The organism is Brevibacillus centrosporus (genome assembly GCF_003710815.1).
GTDB lineage: Bacteria > Bacillota > Bacilli > Brevibacillales > Brevibacillaceae > Brevibacillus > Brevibacillus centrosporus.
The window spans coordinates 105508-120778 of sequence record NZ_RHHP01000031.1 but is presented as its reverse complement, the minus strand read 5'-3'; the positions used below and the strand labels follow the sequence as shown (position 1 = coordinate 120778).

Genomic DNA, 15271 nt, shown 5'->3' with positions numbered 1-15271 from the left:
ACGCTAGATTGCACGTACAAGCCCGCCATCTACGAGGAAGGATTGACCCGTCACATAGCTGTTGGCAGGGGATGCGAGGAACGTAACCATACGCGCAAACTCGTCCGGTTGACCGTAACGTCCAAGCGGGATCGATTTCTCAAAAAAGCTGCGCACTTCGTCTGCACTGGAATCCAGCTTCTGCGCGTCCATCTCATCGAGCTGTCTCACGCGATCGGTGGCAATTCGTCCCGGTCCTACCGTATTGATCAGAATGCCGTCCGGGCCGAGTTCAGCAGACAGTGTTTTTGCGAGGCCGAGCACACCAGTCCGAAATGTATTGGAGAGGATCAGGTTCTCCAACGGTTGCTTAAAAGAGGATGAAGCAAAGTTGATGATGCGCCCGAACTGATTGGCGCGCATATGCGGCAACACGGCGCGAATCGCCCGAACATAGCTGAGCAGGTTCAATTCAAATGCCTTGACCCAGTGCTCGTCACTGAGTTGATCGAATGTACCTGGAGTCGGTCCGCCCGAGTTGTTGATTAAAATATGTACACTGCCAAAATGACGAACCGTTTCGTCTACAACACGTTTGATGTCTTCTTCTTTGGTCACATCAAGAGTGACTGCCAGCGGAGACTTCCCTGTCGCTTGCTCGATCTCATCCCGTACGGACGCCAATGCGGCTTCATCGCGACCGCAGATCGTGACATTTGCCCCTTCTTGTGCGAGACAAATGGCGGTTGCTCTTCCCAACCCTTTTGACGATGCGAGTACGATCGCTGTCTTTCCCTGCAATTGCAAATCCATAACCATTCTCCCTTCATGATGCCCATCAGTCAAATCTTATGGCTCTCTCTTTATTCTACAGAACTTTCTGAAATACGAAAAGCAAAAGAGAAGAGGGATCATGCACTCCTCTTCTCTCTTTCTTTTCTTTTTACATTTGTGTCGGCTGCAGATTGGCTTTCTCTGCTTTCTTCTCCTGGCGCTTGGCTTGACGTGCCAGTCTGCGGGCGAGCCGCTTCTCTTTTGCCCCTTCAAACAAGGAGTACAAGACAGGCACGAGAACAAGCGTCACGATCGTGTGGAATACGAGGCCTGAGATGACCGCTGTCGCGAGCGGAGCCTCTAGATCGGAGCCCTCTGCCATGGCAAGACCCATCGGGAGCATCCCTAGTATCGCCGTCAGTTTGGTCATAATGACAGGACGTACACGCTCCTTGGTCCCTTGCACAATCGCCTCTGCCAAGTTCATACCGCGACTGCGCAGCAGGTTGATACGGTCAATGAGCAAAATGGCGTTCGACACCACGATCCCCACGAGCATGATAATCCCAATCATGGCCATCTCACCGAATACGCGCTGGGTCAGAACAAAGCCAATCACGACTCCAACCAGTGCCATCGGTATCGTCAGCAAGATGATAAACGGCTGAGAGAGTCTTCCGAACTGCGCGACCATGACGACGTAAATCAGTGCGAGCACGCCGGCGATTACGAAGATTCCTTGGGTCATATTAGCGCTCTGTTCCTTCAGCTTCCCTGCTATTTCAATGCTATAGCCAGCAGGCACAGCTAGCGTAGGGAGCTTTTCCGTTACCTGTCTGCCAACTGCCCCCAAATCGGTTCCTTGCATTTCTGCTGAAACCGTTACAATTCGCTCACCCTTGTCGTGGGTGATGACCACTGGCGATTTGCTGTACGTCCAATCTACCAATTCGGATAAAGGCACTTGTGACCCACTTTTGCTCGTAATCATCATGTGCTTCAGCTGATCAGGGTGCTTTAGCCAATTGTCAGGGAGCTTGGCGACGACATCTATGTCAATCCCGTCTTTCGTGATGGACGTAATCGGCTGATCCCCAATCATCGTGCTAAGCTGCTGCAGCAGGGAACGAGGGTCGACGTTCAAGCGGGACATCGCTTCCTGCTTGGGTACGAGGGTCACTTTTTCCTTGCCCTCTTTAAAGTCGTTACGGATGTTGTCAACACCTGGGATCGTGGCGAGCATGCCTTCTACATCGGAGGCGATCTTGCGCATTTGCTCCATGTCATCCCCGACGATATCCAGCTGGATCGGTGCATCCGTACCTTGCCCACCAAAGTTTGTGGAAATGGAATCAATGCCCGGTATCGCTTTGAGGCGCTCATTCACATCTGCTGTCAGTGCTTCCTTATCTCGCTGACGCTCACTTTTTGGGCGCAGGGAGATAAAGATTTCCGAGCTTTCTTTGGAAGAGAAGAAGAAAACATCTTTAACCTCGGGAATCTCGCGCAAAGCAACTTCTCCAGCCAAAGCGGCCTTTTGCGTTTTTTCCAGCGTTGAGCCTGTCGGCATCTCGATGGTGGCAAACACCAGATTTTCGTTGGCATCGATGCCTTGCCCCATCTTCATGAGCGGCATCATCGTTCCTGCTACGACGAAAGTGGCGACGGCTACCAGCAACGTTTTCACCCGGTGACGCAGGGCCAGCTGCAGCAGCTTGCTGAACCACCGAACGATAACATGCTCTTTGACCTCTCCTTCCAGAGAAACTTTCTTATCCTTTTGCAAGAAGCGATCAGAGAAGACCGGCACGAAGAAAAACGCAGCGATGGTAGATGCAATAATGGCCGAGGAAACCGTAAAAGCAATCGTAGCTAAAATCGGTTTGAGCCAGTCTTCAAAATCTGCAAAAACCAGCGGGAGAAATACGATAATGATCGTCAATTGCGACGTAAAAACCGGAGTAAGTACTTCCCTGGTCCCTTTGACAATCGCTTGCGTCAAGGGCTCGCCCTTTTCTCTGAAGTGATAAATGCTCTCCAGAACCACGATGGCGGCGTCCACGATGAGACCTACGGATAGACTGAGAGAAAGCAAGCTCACCATGTCGATGTTGTATCCACCCAGCTTCATCGCGATAAAGGTCATGAGGGCAGACAATGGCAGTGTAGTCGCGATGACCAGTGTGACGCGCCAGTTGCGCAGGAAGACGAACAGGATGATAATGGCCAGCGCGCCGCCAATCATGACATCACGGCTGAGGTTTGTCACTGCGTGCTGAATATACGAGACGGCTTCTACCATGACCTTCAATTGGTATTGTCCGTTTGCCTCTGCCTGGATTTCACGGACGACTTCTTCGACCTTGCCTTGCGTCGTGATCAGATCACTGCCTTCTGCGCGTTTGACACTCAAGTGAACGAAGACATTTCCATCGGTCAGTGCTACCGAGTCCTTGACCTTTCCGCGCAGGTCCTCAATCGTAGCGAGCTGGCTCAACGTGACTGTTCCATTTGGCGTTTCGATCGGGAGAACGGTCATTTCCTGTACCGTGCTGTACGTATCATCGACCATGACTACCGTATCAAACCCGGAGTTCTCCAATGTTCCGACGGCTTGCTTCCAGTTGGTTTGCTGCAGCTGACTTATGACCTCGGCAGGTGTAGTCCGAAAAGCGTTTAGCTGCTCGGGGCGGAGTGTGACGGCAATCTGATTTTCAAAGCTGCGGTCGGAAATCTCTACTTCCTTTACACCGGGAACAGCTTCAATGCGGTCTTTGATCGTCGTCTTGGCTAGGCTCAGCATCGCTTGCGGATCAGCACCAACCAGGGCATAGTCGATCAGGGCATCGTCACCAAAGCTCATTTGATTGACTTCCACCCGGTCCACTGCTTTTGGGAAGTCATTGCGCAGCCGGTTCACAGCATTTTGTACGTCAGATTTGACCTTTTCGCCTGTCCCTTCCTTTGCAGTAATTTGAATGTTTACGGAGCCAGAGCCTGTCGTCGATGTGTATTCCTTGATTTCCGTGATGGACTTTAATTCTTGCTCGATCTTTTTGGTGACTTTGTCTTCCATTTCCTCTGGTGGGATGGATCCACCCGATACGTTGACCGACAGAACGGGGAAGTTGGTTTTCGGTACCAGCTCGACGTTGAAGCTGGTTAGAGAGCCTATCCCTGCAATCACCAACAGAAGCGTGAAGAGGTAGACAATGAGCCGGCGCTTTAGCAAAAAGAGGATCATCTTGTTCATGCCGCTATTCTCCTCTCGCCTCTACTTTTTGCCCCTCTACGTAGAACGTAATGCCGGTGCGCAAAAGCTGATCCCCTTCTTTGATTCCGGACAGGATTTCAACCTGGTCCCCTGTCATCTGACCGACTTTGACTTCTTTACGGACAGTCAAGCCGTTCTCCACTGCCATGACGTAGTGCTGGGATTGGCTTACCCCGACACTCTCCAAAGGTACCAGGAAGCCGTTGATCTTACGTGGAACCTCCACCGTTGCAGTCATGCCACCTCGCCAGTAGTTATCCGGGTTCGGGACGGTGACCTCGACGCGGTATTTACCCGTCTGCTTGTCGACGACGGGTGATACAAATGTTACCGTTCCTTCGCTTTTCTTCCCGTCATCTGAGACAGTTTGCACCTTTGCTTTTTCCTGGAACTGACCAATGCTGTCATTGGTAATATCCAATGTCACCTTTACCTCAGACAAATCGACTAGGTGGATGATCTGCTCACCCGGTGAGGCCTGCTCCCCGGATTGCTTGAAAACTTCTACGATTGTGCCTGCGAAAGGCGCTTCGATCTTCGCATCTTCCAGCGTCTTTTTCGCTCGATCTACCTGACCTGACGCCTGCTTGATGGATGCGTTGGCGACTGCCACGTCTTCTGGCTCGGCTCCACGCAACAGTTCGTCTAGCGCCAATTGTGCGTCTCTTACCGCGATTTCGGCTTGGGTCAGCGCCCGCTTCCGGTCATTTATTTCGCTTTGCGAAATAGCACCTCCAGCTAACAGCTTATCGCCTACTGTAACATCCTGCCGGGCTTTATCCAGCTGACTTTGCGCACTTTTTACCTGCAGGCGCTGCTGCTCGATCGCTTGCGTCGTCGCCCCTTTGAGCGTCTGTGTCTTGCGTGCCGCCGCTTCTGCGACCTGACTTGCCGCTACTTCCACTTCCTTTTGGTAGTATCGGGTATCCAGCGTCGCCAAAAGCTGCCCTTGACCGATTCTGGCTCCCTTGCTTACCTGGATAGCTGAGATCGTCCCCCCTGTCCCGAAAGGCAGAACAGCATCCCTCTTCGCTTCCACCATGCCCGTTACACTCAGCATGACAGGTTTTGCAGCCTTCTGTACTTTGATCACTTCCACTACTTTTGCCTTTGCTTCTGCCTGCTGGGGAGCTTCGGGAGCAGGGCCGCATCCCGTTGCTACGAGCAGCAAGGAAGCCAACATAATCGACGTTCTTTTTTTCACCTTGATTCCTCCACCTATCTCGCAATCATTTCCTTGCATCATTGTGCCAGTTTTTCCCTCCTGTGCAAAACAGCCAACGGGTGGAAATTCTCCTCCGTCCAAGGGCGGAGGGACAATATAGCGCAAGACATAAGTATATACGAAACAAATAGTCAGCCGTTACTTTTTTTCTCATTTTTTACAAAAAAATCAAACGAAAAAACAGCCAAGGCGTATGCCCTGACTGCTTTCTCGGATCTGTGCCTTGCTCTTCTTTATCCTTTCGAGACCAGCTGCTCCATTTCTTCCAGCAGCTCTTTGAAGACCGCCAAGCCCTCGCGAATCGGATCGGGAGTCGTCATATCTACTCCTGCGTTTTTCAGCAGGTTCAGCGGATAGTCGGAGCTGCCGCCTTTCAGGAAATTGAGATAGCGATCGACGGCTGGCTGACCCTCCTCCAAAATTTGTTTGGAAAGGGAGGTTGCTGCAGAAAAACCGGTCGCGTACTTGTACACGTAGAAATTCCGATAAAAATGGGGAATTCGTGCCCATTCCAAATCAACCTGCTTGTCGACAACCATATCAGGCCCATGGTAAGCCACATTCAGCTCCCGGTAAATTTCGCTCAGTGAATCGGCTGTCAAAGGCTCGCCCTTCTCTTCCTTTTCGTGAACGATCTTCTCGTACTCCGCGAACATCGTTTGACGGAAAACGGTTCCCCGGAATTGCTCCAGGTAGTAGTTGATCAGATACATTCTTTGCGCTTTGTCGGTAGTCGTCTCCAGAAGATGATGCATGAGCAAAGCCTCGTTGAGCGTAGAAGCGACTTCTGCTACGAAAATCTTGTAATCGGCGTACGTATACGGCTGTGCGTGGTTGGAATGGTAGCTGTGCAGGGCGTGCCCCATCTCATGTGCGAGCGTAAACATGTTGTTCACATTGTCCTGATAGTTCATCAGCACAAACGGATGCGTGGTATACGCCCCCCAAGAGTAGGCGCCACTTGTCTTGCCTTCGTTTTCATACACGTCAATCCAGCCTTCGGAAAAGCCTTCCGCAAGCACCCGCCCGTACTCCTCCCCAAGCGGTTTCAGTGCGGCCTTGATCGTCTCAACCGCCTGATCATAAGGAATTTTCATGTCTACTTCTGGCACGATTGGCACGTACAGATCGTACATGTGGAGCTCATCGACCTCGAGCAGCTTTTTCCGCAAAGCGATATAGCGATGCATCAGCGGCAAATGCTCATGAATAGTCGCAATCAGGTTGTCGTATACGGAAAGGTCTACATTATCCGCAAACAGGGCCGCATACAGCGCAGATGGATACTTGCGAGTCCGCGCGTAGAACACATCGCCTTTCACAGCCGACGTAAGGGAAGCTGCAATCGTATTGCGGAATTTCCCGAACGTCTCGTACAGCGCATCAAACGCCTCTTTTCGCACGCGCCGGTCTTTGCTTTCCATAAACTGCGTATAGCGGCCTTTGGTCAGCTCGACTTCTTCCCCGTTTTCATCCGTGATCATCGGGAATTTCATGTCCGCATTGGACAGCATGCCGTAAATTTTGTTCGGCGCCGACGCCAATTCGCTCATATTGGCCAAGAGGGCTTCTTCCTCGGAAGACAGCGTATGGGGCTTGAAGCGCGTAATTTCGTCCAGCAAAATACGGTAATGAGCAAGGCCGGATACTTCGTTGATCCATTTTTCCAGCTCGTCTGTAGGGATCTCCAATATTTCCGGCTGTATGTAAGAAATCGCGCCGTACGCCTGGGTGCTCAGACTCGTTGCTCGGTCTGTCAATCCTTGGTACGTGCTGTTGGCATTGTCCTCGTCTCGTCTCATCCGTGCATAGACGAAGACTTGATCGAGAGTCTGGAGAAGCTCATCTTGCAGCTTCAATGCAGCCAGCAGGTCATTTCCGGATTGTCCGAGCTTGCCCTTCAGCCCTGCCAGCTGATCTGCGAGCTGCTTGGCTTTTTGCACATCCTTTTCCCAATCGGAATCACTGGGATAAATATCTTCGAGACGCCATTTGTATTCGACAGGGACATCACTGCGTTTAGGCAGTGTTTTGCTTTTGTTCACCGTGATCACTCCCTCGTGGTTTGCTTATTGGTGAAATCATCCATATGATTATCCTATCGTATTATGCCGCTCTGTTCAAATCAACCAAAGAAAAAGCTAACCTTCCCAGTATGGAAAAGTCAGCTTCTGCCTACCCCTGTGTACACAAACCCGACATCCTTCAGAAGATTGCCCGGCCAAGCGTTACGTCCATCGAACAAAATCGGAGCCGCCATGCTCGCTTTGATCTCCTTCCAATCCAGCTGGACACATTCTTTCCATTCGGTGATCAGCATGGCTGCGTGCGCCCCTCTGAATGCGGCAGCCGGATGCTTCACGTAATCGACGTTTGGAAACTGAGCTCCGACGATCGCCGAGGCAACCGGATCATAAGCCGCGATAGAAGCTCCTTTTTTCTGCAAAGCCTCCAGCACCTTCAGAGATGGCGCTTCGCGAATGTCATCAGTGTCCGGCTTGAATACGAGACCTAAGACGGCGATCTTTTTCCCTGCCACCCCATGCAGCTGTTCCTCCAGCCTCTCCAAAAACCAAGCCGGCTGGGTCGTATTCACGTCGCGGACTTTATCCAAAATCGATAAGGATATCCCATGCTGACCAGCCAACTGAAGCAGGGCGATCGTGTCCTTCGGAAAACAGGAGCCCCCGTACCCGACACCTGCTCGCAAAAACTCAGGTCCAATCCGACTGTCCAATCCCATTCCCTGCGCCACGGTTGTGATATCTGTCCCAAGGACCGTACTCAACCTGGCCAGCTCGTTCATGAAAGAAATTTTCGTCGCTAAAAATGCATTGGAAGCGTATTTGATAAATTCTGCGTTGGCTCTCGTCGTCGTCACTTTGGCAGCGTTTACGCCGTTGTAGAGCTGCTCCATCGCGGCAAACGCTGCTTCATGGTCTGCACCTATGACAATCCTCGAAGGCTTCAAAGCGTCTTGCATGGCGCTTCCTTCGCGAAGAAACTCTGGATTGGAGGCGACGTAAAGACCGTCGTTCCCGCGAAGCTGCTCTGCGATTCTGTCTCCAGTTCCCACTGGGACTGTGCTTTTAATCACGATGACACGTTTACCAGTAGACGGTTGCTGCAGGGATGCTATATCCGAAACCGCAGCGAACAAATAAGACAAATCCGCCGATCCATCCGAGGCTTCCGGCGTTCCTACGCAAATGAACATCATTTCGGCTTCTCTTGCATCCTTGATTTCTGTTGAAAATTGCAGGTTTCCCTGCTCTAGCATCTGCGCCAAGGCTTCTTCTAATCCTGGTTCGTAGATCGGCGACTTGCCCTGCCTGAGCTGGGCAATTTTCGCTGCAACCAGATCGATCCCCAGGATCTCATGGCCGTGCATCGCGAGTGAAACCGCAGTCGTTAAACCAACATACCCGGTACCGATAACGGCAACCTTCATTCTTTCACCCCATCATTTTTTCATCACGCGCAGATAGAGGTCTTCTAGCTTCGCGCGTTGCTTTTCGATGTTATGGTTGCGCTCTACCTTTTCTCTGGCGCGTGCGACGACCTCGCCCCATTCGGCCCGTGCGTCCAATACTTGGTTGATCATCCTGCCCAATTTGGATGGAGATCGCTCAGGGACCAGGTACCCTGTCACTTTATGCTCAATCAGCTCGGGTATTCCAGAATGATAAGTCGAAACGACAGGACGCCCTGTGGCCATGGCTTCCATTAGGACATTCGGTATCCCCTCTTGATCACCGTTTCGTGCGGTCTTGCAGGCGATGATGAACAAATGGCACTTTGCCAGCTCGTGCTGAACCTCTTGATGTGGCAGGGCACCTTTGAGCACAACCTGCTTCCCGAGCTTGTATTTTTTGATCAGCCGTCGCAGCTTTCGCTTTTCCTCTCCCTCTCCCACGATGATAAGCTTGGCTCTGGGATGCTTCTTTCGCACGCTGGCAAAAGCTTTCACCAACGTGTCCATCCCTTTCTTTTCTGTCAAGCGGCCCACGCTAAGCAGGCGAAACTCCTCATTGGCAACAGCACGAGGCGCTTGCATAGGAAACTTCCTCAGGTCGATTCCGGAGCGTATCATGGTTATTTTTTTCGCGGGACACCCGAGACGGATTAACCGTTTTTTCATATGGCCGCTCACTACGGTAAATGCCTTTCCTCTGCGGAACAATTTCCGCAGTGCACGCCGGTATCCCGGATTTCCTTTTACCCGTTTCGTCGCATCAAAGCCATGAAACGATGTAATCAGCGGCAAGCGCGTTTTTCGAGCGTATGGAAGCAGCTCCAAGCCCGCAGGTCCAAATCGCGCGTGCAAGCATTTGATTTTATGTTTTCTCAACCATGTGGAGAGGCCGGCCATATGCTTTCGCACATAGACCGGCGAGTAAGGAAATTGCTTGCGGTTAAACGGACGCTGTCTGGTCAAGACGACCGGCTTTACCTGGTTGTGACCTACCAGCTGTTCGTAAATAAACGTCTCACTTCTCGGAAGAAATTTTCTTCGATAGACCAGAACCCGATGCATGCAACTAGCCTCCCATTTCTTGAGAGTTATCCTTTGGCTTGTGAGCGCATATCTGCTAATTGCAAACGAAGACCTTCCTCGAGGGGAACTTGCGGTTTATATCCAAGACGTGTCTGAGCGAGCGTGATGTTGGCGCATGTACGCTTTGAATCACCTGCTGGACCACTTTGAAACGTGAGCTTGGGCGTGACGTTCAACAAGCCGCCCATGATCGCCAGGACGTCGAGAAGCTTGATTTCCCGATCGCCTCCCACGTTAAAAATTTCGCCTGGAGCGGCGCACTTCGCTGCCAAAATGTTGGCTTGCACCGCATCAGCCACATAAGTAAAGTCTCTCGATTGCTGACCATCTCCGAATATCGTTACTTGCTCCCCTTTCATCAGCTGGCGAAAGAATCGATGAAACGCCATATCCGGGCGTTGTCTGGGACCGTAGACCGTGAAGTAGCGTAGCATCGTAACACGCAAGCCATACGCTTTCACGTAGACCTGACATATTTGTTCCATCGACTCTTTGGTTACCCCGTACGGAGAAACCGGTCGCAGCGGCGCTGTCTCGTCGGTAAACGAGCCTTGCATGGTACCGTATACCGACGAGGAGGAGGACACGACTACCGTAGGCGGTTTAGGTTGCTGCAAGCATGCTTCCAGCAGCATTTGCGTCGCCAGAATATTGTGGTTCACGTAGTCGGTAAAGGCTTTCCCCCAGCTATTGCGCACACCTGGGAGCGCAGCGAGGTGATAGACGACATCTACCCCTTCAAGCCAACCCTTCCAACGCTGCGCTTGCAGCATCGTTGAGTGAAAGGTGAAAGCGGGGTGACTGCCGATCTGTGCCAAATTACGAAGCTTTGCCGCCACATCGTAATTATCCAGAAATCCATCGATCCCGATCACGGTCACCCCTTCACTCAGCAGACGCTGCGTCAGATGGGATCCTATAAATCCGGCACACCCGGTGACCAGCGCTTTTGTCATCGCCGTCGCCGCCTCACTTTCCGTAAACGTTTGATGACCAGGTATCCATTTTTGTATCTATAGACGGGTTTAAACCTGTTTCCCCACCGCTTGAGGTAGTATTTAAAGGTCTTGCGCCGCAAATGGTTCCGTCTGCGTTTCATCTTGCCGTCTGTCAGCTGTCCCCTGTGCTTCGTGCGGTTGTACAGCTTTTTATTGATGAAGCGTACCCGATATTTTTCAATCAGGCGCAGGATAATGCGCCGGTCTTCCATAATGCGCCCTTCATACTTGTCGGAGGTATCCCATCCGCCCACTTCTCTGAGCGCGGCTACCCGATAGCAGCGAGGTGCGACCATCCAGCGATTGTACTTGAGAAATTGGTACTTGTTGCGGAAATGTTTATGTTTGACAAGGAACGGATTGTAGTACCGCCCTCTCCGAACCCGCCAGATTTTCACATTGCCATAATACAACGCCGTGCTCGGCTTGCTTTTGCGAATGTATCTCTTCAGCACTTTCAAGGTTTTCCTCGGCAGCCAGTCATCAGAATCGAGCTGGACGAGGTAAGGTGTATCTACCATCGCTAGTGCTTGATTCATCACTTTCGAAATCCCTGAGTTTTTTTCCATGCGATAGTAGGAGATGTTCGGATGGAACAGGTATTTATCCACTTTTTGTCGCGTCTTGTCTGTTGAGGCGTCATCCATGATCAGCAGCTTCCAGTCTTTACAAGACTGCCTGATCACACTTCTAATCGCTTTGCGAATAAACTTGGCGCGATTATACGTCGGAATCACTACGGTAAAGGTCGGATTCATGGCTCCTCCCTCTTGTTGGCTGGAATGCGAATCGAGGATTTGTCACTCAAAATAAAGACGCCACTACTGTCGGTTGAATTTCCTGTCAGATGTGACGAACGCCCGAATACACTGTCTGTGATTTTCCATGCGACATCGCGCAGGGAGCTACTTTCCAATAAAATGCTGTTTTCAATATGCGCACAATTTTCTAAGTGAACACCGTCTTGAATGGAGACAAAGGGTCCTAGACGACAATTGCGGATCTGACATCCATCCCCTATCAAAACAGGTCCTTCAATTTCACAGTTTTCAACGATGGTATCTTTTCCTATTTGATGTAGTCGTCCCAGTTCACTTGTCAACATCCACCTGTTTGCCTCCAGCCATCTATCGATCGTCCCTACATCCGAGTACTTTCCACTCGCGACAGCATGGGCAATATGATAACCACGATGAATCAAGGATTGGATTGCGTCCGTGATCTCGTACTCACCACGGGCAGATGGCTGAAGTGTAGCAATCGACTCAAAAATGGGTTTGGTAAACAGGTATGCGCCAATAACCGCCAGATTGCTTTTCGGCTGGCGGGGTTTTTCCTCGACCGAAACCAGACGCCCTTCCTGTACTTCGGCGATCCCATAATCCTGTGGTCTCTCCACTTCACTTAGCATCACTACGCCGTCGGTTGCTGTTTCGGAAAACGCACGCGTAAGCCCGTGCAGCGAATCCATCAACAAATTGTCACCGAGTAACAAAATAAACGGTTCGTCATGCAAGAACGGTTGCGCTAATTGGACGGCATGGGCGATTCCCAAGGGTTCTTTCTGCTCGATAAACGTAATGCTAGCCCCGAATTGACTACCATCGCCTACCAAAGGAGGAATTTGCACTTGGGAAGGGTGAATGACGATCCCGATGTCATAGACACCCACTTCACGCAGTTTGCGGATGCAGTAGTGTAAAACCGGATGATTGGCCACAGGGAGGAGGGTTTTGGGCTGCGAATAGGAGAACGGATGAAGACGCGTACCCCGTCCAGCGCACAAGATTAACCCTTTCACAAGTATCACTCCCCAAAGGTGCTCTGCGATACTTATAAGGTATGCTCCTCTTGATTTCTAGACAGGGCAGACGTCCAGCCGAATGAAAGAAAGGGCAGGCACCTATAGGTCCTGCCGCGGGATCATCCTGTTTTACGCAGGTCTTGCTTCGTCGGAGGCGACGCTGCCTTGCGTTTCTTCAACGCCGTTTCAAACACTTCGAGATACCCTTGTGCCGTCGCGTACCAGGAGAACTGCTTGGCTCTCATCAAAGCATTTTTCCCCATTTCTGTACGAATGGAAGGTGCGCTCCAGAGCAGCTTCCAAAGAGCGGGCAGCTCCGCTTTCCAGTCCTTGGGAGGGATTAAAAATCCGCTTCCTTGATGGGTCACGACCTCCCCTATGCCTCCCCTTGGAGTCGTGATGACCGGCTTTCCAGATGCCATCGCCTCCAGATTCACGCGGCAGAACGCTTCTTTCCAAACGGAAGGAGTCGCAACGATATCCCCTACCTGATAGTAAAGCGGCATCTGCGCGCTCGGCACGAAGTTGACGAACTTAACCTTGTCACCAAGCGGCTTAGCCAGCTGCTTCAGCTCGCGTACATAGGGATTCAAGCGATTGCTTCCATACCCCGTCCCCCCGACGATTACGAGGCGAGCCAGCGGATCCTGCTCACAAACTTCCTTGAACGCTTTGAGCAAGACATGAACACCCTTTGCCCGCATAAGCCTTCCCGCATAAAAAAGAACGCGGTCTTCCGGCTTTAAACCGATTTCCTTGCGTATTTTGCGGATCGAATAATGTATTTTGGCTACCTGATAAGGACTGACGTCTACGCCCAAATGAACCGCATGAATTTTATGGGCAGGTATCTTGCATGTTTTCATAAAATGACGACGCAAGAACTCGCTGTTCGTAAAAAAGCCGGAAGCCCTTCTAACCACCTTTTTCATTTTGTCTTTGCTGATCATACCCGGCGATCCATAGACATGGGAATGCATATTGACAAATACCGGGATTTTCGGAAAGTGTCTTTTCAAGGTCAGGACATAGATCGGCCGGTTTTCCACCATGATGACATCCGGCTTCCTCTTGCGAATATGGGAAATGATGCGCCGTAAGTATGGTTTTGGCCCATTGTAGGGGAAGCGAATGAACTGCCGGTTCTCCTCCACCGCTGATTTGGGATAAGTAGCGCAGGTTCGTGTGTAAATGGTGACCTGGTGCTCTGGATCGATCATCTTGGTGACTTCATCGATATCATGCTCAACGGAGCTTCCTTTGACAGGCGGCACGGAGAATGGACCCGGACTAATGATGGCGATCTTCATTTCGCTCCCTCTCCCACTCCTTTTTCAAGGCAAGGACCACCTGATACAAGTATTGATGCTCCTTTGCCTGCTTTTCTTCGAACTCCTTCAACCGCATTTCCCACGAGGCTACCTCTTCTTTTAAGGATGCAATTTCAAGCTCGAGTTTTTCCACATGATCGCGGAGGACCGATTCCTTTTGGGTCAAGATGATTTCAATAGGCTGCTCAGGTGTTGGCGGGGGGCTTTGCTTCAACGCAGTTTCCAAAGCTGCCTCCACCATCAATTCCAGCGCTTCTTCATTTTCCAGCTCAGTTCCTTTTTCTACCGGCTTGACAATCGAGATGCGCTCTACCGCTTCATCTACCACGTAGTTGCCAGAAAAAACGCCTGGCATAACCCAATGAGGAAGATCCCATTTCTTCTTTTTTTCCACAGACATTCCCTCCAACTGTGTTGCCCCTGCCATTCGAGATAACTGCCCGATTACAGGAGTAGCAACTGAACTCGTCATGTATGCTATAGGTTATGACGCACAAGGAAAATGGGTACGTATCCGGTATCGCGGCAAAGAAAAAACCGCTTCGATTGGGATCAATCAAAGCGGTTGACGATTTCTGCGGAAATTCATACTGTAAAGCCGCGCTTGCTCCACGCTGGTGATTTGCTGCTTTTGCCATTCGAGCAAAATCCGATCGATATAGCGGATGTGCAGCTTCCCTACCGTCGCTGCTTCACGCAAGGCAGTTAAAATCAATTCCTCCGAATAGCCATCTTGTCCCGTCCACATATGAATGCTTTCCAGCTCAAAGGGTGACAGCGGGCGACCAAAGGCTTGCTCAAATCGGCTGTAAATAGCAACAGGTTCATCGTCGAGGGCCGCTGCACTTTGACGGAATGGCTCGTGGATCGTCTCCATCACTTGCGGGGCTGCTAGCTGTTCACGCCAGGTTTGGTACAGCTTCCGATACAAAGGAGTCAGATTGTATTGCTCATGCCGCATTCCGGTTTGGGGGTCTACAAATTCGTCAATGCTAATCCACTCTTCCTTCAACAGCTTTTGCAAAGACTGGATTAATCGCATGTTAGACATGGACATTCTCTCTTCCAGCTCTGTCAAGGTTGGGAAACGATTCCCCTCCTGTTGAAAGGAAAGCAGGTGGATGAGCAGCATCATCTCGTCATCTGCCAATGACATGCGTTTATACATTTTCAAAAGCAGGTTGGAGACGGATGTTGCACCTTCTTGCAACAATTGCAATATTTGGGAGTCCATAAAACTGATTCACCTCTGTGTTGGAATGACAAGGGAGTACGTAAACAATAGGAACACCCTGCTGCCCTCCAGCAACAGGGTGTATATACATGCG

General features: G+C 51.0%; 12 protein-coding genes. All 12 read right to left on the bottom strand.

What is annotated here, in order from left to right; genetic code table 11:
• Positions 1 to 3: 3 nt before the first annotated feature.
• The 12 genes from EDM55_RS22090 to EDM55_RS22035 all read right to left on the bottom strand — a co-directional run bounded on the left by EDM55_RS22090 (position 4) and on the right by EDM55_RS22035 (position 15177).
• Positions 4 to 792, bottom strand: coding sequence for an SDR family oxidoreductase (locus EDM55_RS22090; protein ID WP_122961404.1), 789 nt, complete (start codon positions 790 to 792; stop codon positions 4 to 6).
• Between the two features lie 130 nt (positions 793 to 922).
• On the bottom strand, positions 923 to 4006 hold the full coding sequence (locus tag EDM55_RS22085) for an efflux RND transporter permease subunit (RefSeq protein WP_122961403.1): 3084 nt from the start codon (positions 4004 to 4006) through the stop codon (positions 923 to 925).
• A gap of 4 nt (positions 4007 to 4010) precedes the next feature.
• Positions 4011 to 5231: an efflux RND transporter periplasmic adaptor subunit gene (locus tag EDM55_RS22080; RefSeq protein WP_092272518.1), complete on the bottom strand. Its 1221-nt coding sequence runs from the start codon at positions 5229 to 5231 to the stop codon at positions 4011 to 4013.
• 254 nt (positions 5232 to 5485) lie between these two features.
• Entirely contained in the window at positions 5486 to 7297 is a 1812-nt protein-coding gene (gene pepF / locus EDM55_RS22075) for an oligoendopeptidase F (RefSeq protein ID WP_122961402.1), read from the bottom strand.
• Positions 7298 to 7416: 119 nt separating this feature from the next.
• Positions 7417 to 8703, bottom strand: a complete 1287-nt coding sequence (locus EDM55_RS22070) for a UDP-glucose dehydrogenase family protein (protein ID WP_122961401.1) — start codon at positions 8701 to 8703, stop codon at positions 7417 to 7419.
• A gap of 12 nt (positions 8704 to 8715) precedes the next feature.
• On the bottom strand, positions 8716 to 9789 hold the full coding sequence (locus tag EDM55_RS22065; RefSeq protein WP_122961400.1) for a glycosyltransferase: 1074 nt from the start codon (positions 9787 to 9789) through the stop codon (positions 8716 to 8718).
• 26 nt (positions 9790 to 9815) lie between these two features.
• Positions 9816 to 10766: an NAD-dependent epimerase/dehydratase family protein gene (locus EDM55_RS22060; protein ID WP_122961399.1), complete on the bottom strand. Its 951-nt coding sequence runs from the start codon at positions 10764 to 10766 to the stop codon at positions 9816 to 9818.
• A complete protein-coding gene (locus tag EDM55_RS22055; protein WP_122961398.1) occupies positions 10763 to 11566 on the bottom strand; it encodes a glycosyltransferase family 2 protein in 804 nt (267 codons plus the stop codon). Before EDM55_RS22055 ends, EDM55_RS22060 begins: the two co-directional genes overlap by 4 nt.
• Complete coding sequence (locus EDM55_RS22050; RefSeq protein WP_092272300.1) at positions 11563 to 12609, bottom strand: glucose-1-phosphate thymidylyltransferase; 1047 nt, start codon at positions 12607 to 12609, stop codon at positions 11563 to 11565. The genes EDM55_RS22055 and EDM55_RS22050 overlap by 4 nt, the downstream gene beginning before the upstream one ends.
• Positions 12610 to 12731: 122 nt before the next feature.
• Positions 12732 to 13922 (bottom strand): glycosyltransferase family 4 protein, encoded by a 1191-nt coding sequence (locus tag EDM55_RS22045; protein ID WP_092272297.1) that lies wholly within the window; start codon positions 13920 to 13922, stop codon positions 12732 to 12734.
• Entirely contained in the window at positions 13903 to 14343 is a 441-nt protein-coding gene (locus tag EDM55_RS22040) for a hypothetical protein (RefSeq protein ID WP_259676102.1), read from the bottom strand. The genes EDM55_RS22045 and EDM55_RS22040 overlap by 20 nt, the downstream gene beginning before the upstream one ends.
• Before the next feature lie 156 nt (positions 14344 to 14499).
• The gene (locus EDM55_RS22035; protein ID WP_122923030.1) at positions 14500 to 15177 is read right to left on the bottom strand and encodes a DnaD domain-containing protein; all 678 of its coding nucleotides are present in this window, start codon (positions 15175 to 15177) and stop codon (positions 14500 to 14502) included.
• Positions 15178 to 15271 lie beyond the last annotated feature (94 nt).

Bases quoted from the DNA above. Each gene is read 5' to 3' on its own strand.
- EDM55_RS22040 (WP_259676102.1), bottom strand. From the start codon at position 14,343: ATGTCTGTGGAAAAAAAGAAGAAATGGGATCTTCCTCATTGGGTTATG.
- EDM55_RS22060 (WP_122961399.1), bottom strand. From the start codon at position 10,766: ATGACAAAAGCGCTGGTCACCGGGTGTGCCGGATTTATAGGATCCCAT.
- EDM55_RS22065 (WP_122961400.1), bottom strand. From the start codon at position 9,789: ATGCATCGGGTTCTGGTCTATCGAAGAAAATTTCTTCCGAGAAGTGAG.
- EDM55_RS22070 (WP_122961401.1), bottom strand. From the start codon at position 8,703: ATGAAGGTTGCCGTTATCGGTACCGGGTATGTTGGTTTAACGACTGCG.
- EDM55_RS22045 (WP_092272297.1), bottom strand. From the start codon at position 13,922: ATGAAGATCGCCATCATTAGTCCGGGTCCATTCTCCGTGCCGCCTGTC.
- EDM55_RS22090 (WP_122961404.1), bottom strand. From the start codon at position 792: ATGGATTTGCAATTGCAGGGAAAGACAGCGATCGTACTCGCATCGTCA.
- EDM55_RS22035 (WP_122923030.1), bottom strand. From the start codon at position 15,177: ATGGACTCCCAAATATTGCAATTGTTGCAAGAAGGTGCAACATCCGTC.
- EDM55_RS22085 (WP_122961403.1), bottom strand. From the start codon at position 4,006: ATGAACAAGATGATCCTCTTTTTGCTAAAGCGCCGGCTCATTGTCTAC.
- EDM55_RS22055 (WP_122961398.1), bottom strand. From the start codon at position 11,566: ATGAATCCGACCTTTACCGTAGTGATTCCGACGTATAATCGCGCCAAG.